Consider the following 6,227-nt stretch of genomic DNA (forward strand, 5'->3'; position numbering starts at 1 on the left):
GTCGAATGTGGCGAAAAATTGCTCGAAATCTACGTCGAAGACGAGCGGTGTCCGGACTGTCGAGACGAGTAACTATTCGCACTGTCCCGAAAACGGCTCGTACTGGCCCAAACTATCGTCGCCGCTGGCGGGAGCGGCGGATAGGTTTCGAAACGAAAGGACTTTGCGGGGAAGTTCACAGGTTGTATCGTGCAAGAAAATCGCGCCCAGTTCTACGCGCTCTATCTCACGCGGTTCGCCAGCGGCTTCGGTTTTATCACGCTGGCAGCGCTGCTGCCGACGTATCTCAACGTTCTTGACCCGCAGTCGGGAATCGTCGTCGGCCTGTTCGTCTCCGGGTTGACCGCCGCGCAGTCGGTGGCCGTCATCCCGCTGGCGTGGAGCGGCGACCGCTACGACAAACGGACCGTCCTCCTCTTCAGTCTCGTCGTGTCCATCGTCGCCTACGCCGGTTTTCCGCTGGTCGAGAGCAGTTGGGGGTTCATCGCGGCGCGGGCGTTACAGGGCGTGGCCATCACCGGAACCGGTCTCATCACGCTCGCGCTCGTCGGTGAACTCTCGACGGCCGACACGCGGGCGAACCACATCGGCAAGGCGAACGCGGCCCGCTTCGCGGCGTCCATCCTCGGGACGATTTCCGCCACCGCGCTGTACGAACGATACGGCTTCGACGTCGTGTTCGGCGTCATCGTCGCACTCCTGATTCCGGCGTTGCTCGGGGTTCTCCTCTTCGTCGAGCGCGACGACACGCGAATCGAGGGCTTCCCCTTCGCCGACATGGCGCTCAATCGCAAACTGCTGACGCTCACGAGTTTCCGCGCCCAGTACGCGGTGGCGGTGACGATGGTCCGAACGTGGATCGTGGTCTACGCGGGCGTCGAAGCCGCGAAAGGTGGACTCGCGTACGCGCCCATCGCGGTCGGCGTCGTCCTCATCGCGGAGAAGTTCACGAACATGCTCTGTCAGCCCTTCACCGGACGACTGTCGGACGACTACGGACGGGCGCTGTTCGTCTTCGTCGGCGGCGGCATCTACGGACTCGTGGCGTTGGTCGTCCCCTCCGCACCCGTAATCGGACAGGCGCTGTCGCTTCCCGCCGCGTTTCCCGTCCTCGGCGCACTCTCACCGGCCTTCCTTCCACTGGTCGGACTCAACGCCCTGCTCGGGGTCGCCGACAGTTTCCGTGAACCGGCCAGCATGGCGCTGTTCGCCGACGAAGGCATCGATGGCGCAGGCGTGGCTAGCAGTTTTGGCGTCCGGGAGTTAGTCTGGCGACCGGGGAGCATCCTCGCGCCGATTCTCGCCGGAGTCTTGATGACGGGGCCGGGCATCCAGTGGGTGTTCTACGTCGGCGGAATCGCGTCGATTTCGGGCGTGCTGACGTTCTTCGGCGTCCTGTCGTACTCGTACGGGTCCGAGGCGCTGACCGAGTGGTGAGACGGACGGCGTCGTGTTTCGATAGTCCGGGCGAGAAGAGTAAAATTCAGCACATGTGCGCCCACCACACATATTTGAATCTATAGAGACAATTATTCTATTAATGCCACATAGATACAATTAATTTGGAAGGGTCGTTCGAATACGATGAATGCGACGCGCGACAGCACTCGTCCTGCTCGTCTGCATCGTCAGTGCGGGGGCGATCCCCGCGCTCGGTGTGGGCGCTGGCGGGCACCAGTCCGACACAGGGTCAGCCGACGTGACCGCGAACAGTTCGACGAACGTGACCATCCTCTCCTACAACGACATTCAGACCGCCGCGGCGAAGGACGGCAACCTGCCGCGGCTCGTCCACCGAATCGACGAGCGGCGGGCCGCCCACGACAACCCGACGTTCGTGATGGGCGGCGGTGACGAGTTGTCGCCGCACGCACTCTCGCCCGTCTCGAAGTGGCGCGCGCCGGTCGACGTGTTGAACCTCATCGGGCCGGACGCGGATACCATCGGTAACCACGACCTCGATTACGGCGTCGATGCGTTCACGAACGCGTCCCGCGCCTCCGAGTTCCCGTGGGTCGTCTCGAACCTCGTCAACGAGACGACCGGGAAGACGGTCGAGGGAACGAAACGCTACGAAGTGGTCGAGCGCGGCGGCGTCAAAGTCGGCATCGTCGGTGCCGTCTACCCCGGTGTCGATGGCTCGGTCTCCGAGAACCTCTCGGCTCGGAACATCACCGCGAAGCCGGTCGTGCCGTCGATTCGGAAGTACGAACGAGTTCTCCGCGAGAGGGAGGACGTGGACGTAACGGTCGTCCTGCTTCACGAGGGGACGAACGAAGCCGAGACGGTCGCGAACCGAACAGACACCGACGTCGTGCTGACGGGACACGACGAAGTGGTCTACCGTCCGCGCGTCGTGAACGGAACCATCATCAGCGAGACGCAGGCGCGGGCCGAGTACCTGAGCGAAATCAACCTCACCGTCGAGAACGGCGAGGTCGTCGCCGCGAACGGGCACCTCCTCAACGTCACCGACGCGACGCCGAAGAACGAAACCGCCTCGGACATCATCGACGACTACCGCTCGGAGGTGGACCTCGACTCGACTATCGCGTACACCGAGACGCCCCTCGACGCTCGGTTCGCCACCAACTACCACCGCGAAAGCAACTACGGCGACCTCGTGACCGACGCGATGCGCGCGAAGACGGGTGCCGACGTGGCCATCACCAACGCGGGCGGCATCCGTTCGAACAGCGTCTACGGTCCCGGAAACATCACGGGCGGCGACGTGTTCAACACGCTGCCGTTCGGGAACGAGGTCGTGACGGTCGAACTGACCGGCCGCGAACTAGAGGAGACGCTCGCCAGCCAAGTGACGCCGTTGGAGAGCGAGGCCGGACAGCAGTACGGCGCGGAGATGGCCATGCAGGTCAGCGGCGTCCGGTTCGAGTGGGTCGGCCACGAGGGTCGTGACCGAATCCGAGACGTGTACGTGAACGGCGAGCGACTCGACCCGAACGCGACCTACGAAGTCGCCGTCAACGACTTCATGGCGGGCGGCGGAAGCGGCTATCCGCTCGCCGACGAACCGGTCGTAAACCGGACGGACGAACTCCTTTCGACCACCGTGGTCGACTATCTGAAGGAGAAGAAACGAATCGCGCCGACGACGGACGGCCGGATTCAACGGGTTGACAACACCCTCGACGACGCCTCGGTCAGCCTCGACGAACGCGGCAAGGTCGTCATGCACTTCGACGCGCCCGCGGACTACGACGGAACCGTCGCGGGCACGTTCGTCGTCTCGACACCCGGTAACCGCACCGTCGAAGCGGAGAAGGTCACGTACGACGCCGAGGAGGGACGCCTCGCGGTTCGCTTCGACGATGCCGAACTCGCGGCGCTCCTCGGATGCGAGCGGACGGCGAACCTCGACCTGTACGGAAGTTACAACTCCTCGAAGTACGACCAAGTGTACTTCGACCACTCGCGGGTGAACGCCGACGTGACCGTGACGCTCGCGGCAAACGGCGGACACGAGAAGGGGACCGACGAGACGGACGACACCGGCGAGACGAGCGAGCGCACCGCATCGCCGACACCGACGGCGGCGGCCGCGTAAGGGGCCTCGTAATCGCGGTTCGAAAAACTAGTTTTTCTCAGTTGCCGAGGTCGAACAGCTCGGCGGCCTGTTCCATGTCCTTGTCGCCCCGACCGCTCAGGTTGACCAGAATAACGTCGTCTTCGTCCCGCTCCTCGGCGAGTTGCTTCGCCAGCGCGACGGCGTGGCTGGATTCGAGCGCGGGGATGATGCCCTCCAACTCGCTCAGTTCGCGGAACGCGGCGAGGGCCTCGTCGTCGGTGACCCCGGTGTACTCACAGCGGCCGGTTTCGCGGAACTGGGCGTGTTCCGGGCCGACGCCGGGGTAGTCGAGTCCCGCCGAGACTGAGTGGACCTCAACGTCGTCGTTCAGGATTCGGGTTCGCATTCCGTGGAGGATGTCCGTCTTCCCGTTTGCGAGGGGTGCCGCGTGGCGGGTCGAATCCGACCCCTCGCCGCCGCCCTCCGCGCCGTACAGTTCCACGGGGTCGTCGCGGAACGCGTGGAAGAGACCGATGGCGTTCGACCCGCCGCCGACGCACGCGACCGCGGCGTCCGGTAGGCCTCCGGTTTCCTCCTGAATCTGGCGTCGCGCTTCCACGCCGATGACCGACTGGAAATCGCGGACCATCCGCGGGAACGGGTCGGGACCGACGACGCTCCCGACGAGGTAGTGAGTGTCGTCCACGTTGCGGGCGAAATCCTCCAGCGCGGCATCGACGGCATCCGCCAGTCCGGAGTCGCCGCGCGTGACCTCGTTCACCTCCGCGCCCATCAGGCGCATTCGGAAAACGTTCATCTTCTGGCGCTCCACGTCCTTTTTCCCCATGTAAATCTCGGTCGGGATGTCGAGCAGCGCGCCGACCATCGCGGTTGCGGTACCGTGTTGACCCGCGCCGGTTTCGGCGATGAGTCGGTCCTTCCCCGCCTGCTTCGCCAGCAACGCCTGCCCGAGGCAGTTGTTGATCTTGTGTGCTCCGCCGTGGAGCAGGTCCTCGCGTTTCAGGTAAATCTGTGCGCCGTACGCCTCGGAGAGTCGTTCCGCGTGATAGAGCGGCGTCGGTCGCCCGGCGAACTTTTCGAGGTACTGCTGGAACTCGCGCTGAAACGCCTCCGTCTCGGAAATCTCGTCGTATGTTTGTGCCAACCGTTCGAGCGGTTCTTCGAGCGGTTCGGGAACGTGGCGGCCGCCGAACGTCCCGAACTCGGTTGCGGTCTCTTGTGACATGGACGGAAGGTTGCATCCCAACGTATATAAAATTGCTCTACAGTACAAATGTGGTGTGGAGTGTACAAAATTGTTGATATCACCACCGGCGGCATCTCACGTGATAGCCACCGACAGCCGACACATACGTTTATGGATTGTATAAGATAGATATGAAATCCGAGGAGAGCCGAAACGGGGGAGTGAAGAACGTGGAACGACCGGTGAAGAAAGTGAACGACAGGTCGGAGAACCGTCGAGACAACGGAGAGGGTCGCGGAGCAAAACTGTCGAGGTGAGGAGTCGAAGTCGGCCTACTGCATGTAGCCGAGGTCGGCCAACCGCTCTTCGACGTCCGCGTCGTCCATCGAAACCGAGTCGTCCTCGTCGTAGGCGGGATACGACTGCGCTCCGGCGTCCTCGACGATTGGAATGACGCTGCCGTCCATCCGGTCGCTGTACGGGATTCCGAGCGCGGACATGACAGTGGGCGCGATGTCGAAGAGGTGGGCTTTGGTCGGCATCGCATCCGCGTCGATTCCCTCCCCTTTCGCGGCGACGACGCCTTCGATTTTGTGGTTCCACGGTTCGGTCGGCGGCGCGAAGTAGTCGCCGAGGAGTTGCGCCGAGAGGAACTGCCCCATCTCGTTCGGGATGGTCACGATGTCCGGCGCGTTGTCCGCGTTCTTCCCGTGGAAGTACGTCTCACGCGGCGCGACTTCGCCGAAGACGGGTTCGCCATCGGGGGTTTCGACCGCACTGAGTTTCTCTATCAGGTCGTCACGAACCTCGTCGTACTGCTCCGGCGGGACGATACCGTTCGGTTCGCGTCCCTGCAAGTTGATTCGAACGCCCAGTTCGGTTCGAGCGCGCATGTACGCGGCGGATTTCGGGAAATCGACCTGCTCGTTCGCCGTCCGCGCGACGTTCTTCGGCGCGTACTGCTTTACGATTTCGGCGAGTCCCACCTTCTCCAACCCGGTTCGAATCCGATGAGCGGTGAAACCGAACTGGGCCATCTTCGCGGCCATGCGTTCGATGGTGTTCGGCTCCCACGTCTTCGTGTCCTTTCCCTCCCGAAGCTCGTCCTGAATCGGGTTCCACGACGGCATCCCGCGGCCGCCCTTCCGGGCTTTCACGTAGCCCTCGTCGCGGAGGAACTCGTTGACGCGGAACTCGTACTTCTCGTACGGACCCATCCCGTGGTCGCTTGCGATGAAGACGGTGTTCGGGTCACACTCTTCGAGGAGCTTGCCGACTTGCCTGTCCGTCTCCTCGTAGACCGTCGTCACCTTGTCCCAGTCGCCGTCGAACTCGTGGAAGACGGTATCGGGCTTCTGGAACTGCACGAACCCGAAGTCGGGGTCGTGTTTGTCGGCGAGATAGCGGAACGCTTCCCCGCGCATCCGGACGAGACTCGTGTACTCGTCCATCTTCTGTGCGTCCGTGTAATTCGACTCCTCGCGGGAGTAGGTC

The 6,227-nt window shown here is 63.2% G+C and carries 4 protein-coding genes; 2 read left to right on the plus strand and 2 right to left on the minus strand.

Features of this window, described 5'->3' with window-relative positions; all coding sequences use genetic code 11:
• Nucleotides 1-189 precede the first annotated feature (189 nt).
• Nucleotides 190-1,437, plus strand: coding sequence for an MFS transporter (locus BG842_RS23770; protein ID WP_069452732.1), 1,248 nt, complete (start codon nt 190-192; stop codon nt 1,435-1,437).
• A 151-nt stretch (nt 1,438-1,588) separates the two neighbouring features.
• Entirely contained in the window at nt 1,589-3,565 is a 1,977-nt protein-coding gene (locus BG842_RS23775) for a bifunctional UDP-sugar hydrolase/5'-nucleotidase (RefSeq protein ID WP_069452733.1), read from the plus strand.
• A gap of 37 nt (nt 3,566-3,602) precedes the next feature.
• Here the strand turns inward: BG842_RS23775 and trpB are convergent, their stop codons facing one another.
• Together trpB and BG842_RS23785 are read right to left on the minus strand one after the other, a co-directional pair.
• Complete coding sequence (trpB, locus tag BG842_RS23780) at nt 3,603-4,772, minus strand: tryptophan synthase subunit beta (protein WP_069452734.1); 1,170 nt, start codon at nt 4,770-4,772, stop codon at nt 3,603-3,605.
• Between the two features lie 293 nt (nt 4,773-5,065).
• The coding region (locus BG842_RS23785) for an alkaline phosphatase family protein (RefSeq protein ID WP_069452741.1) at nt 5,066-6,227 on the minus strand (1,162 nt) is incomplete at its 5' end.

This window comes from Haladaptatus sp. W1, from assembly GCF_001723155.1.
In the GTDB taxonomy this organism is placed as follows: domain Archaea; phylum Halobacteriota; class Halobacteria; order Halobacteriales; family Haladaptataceae; genus Haladaptatus; species Haladaptatus paucihalophilus.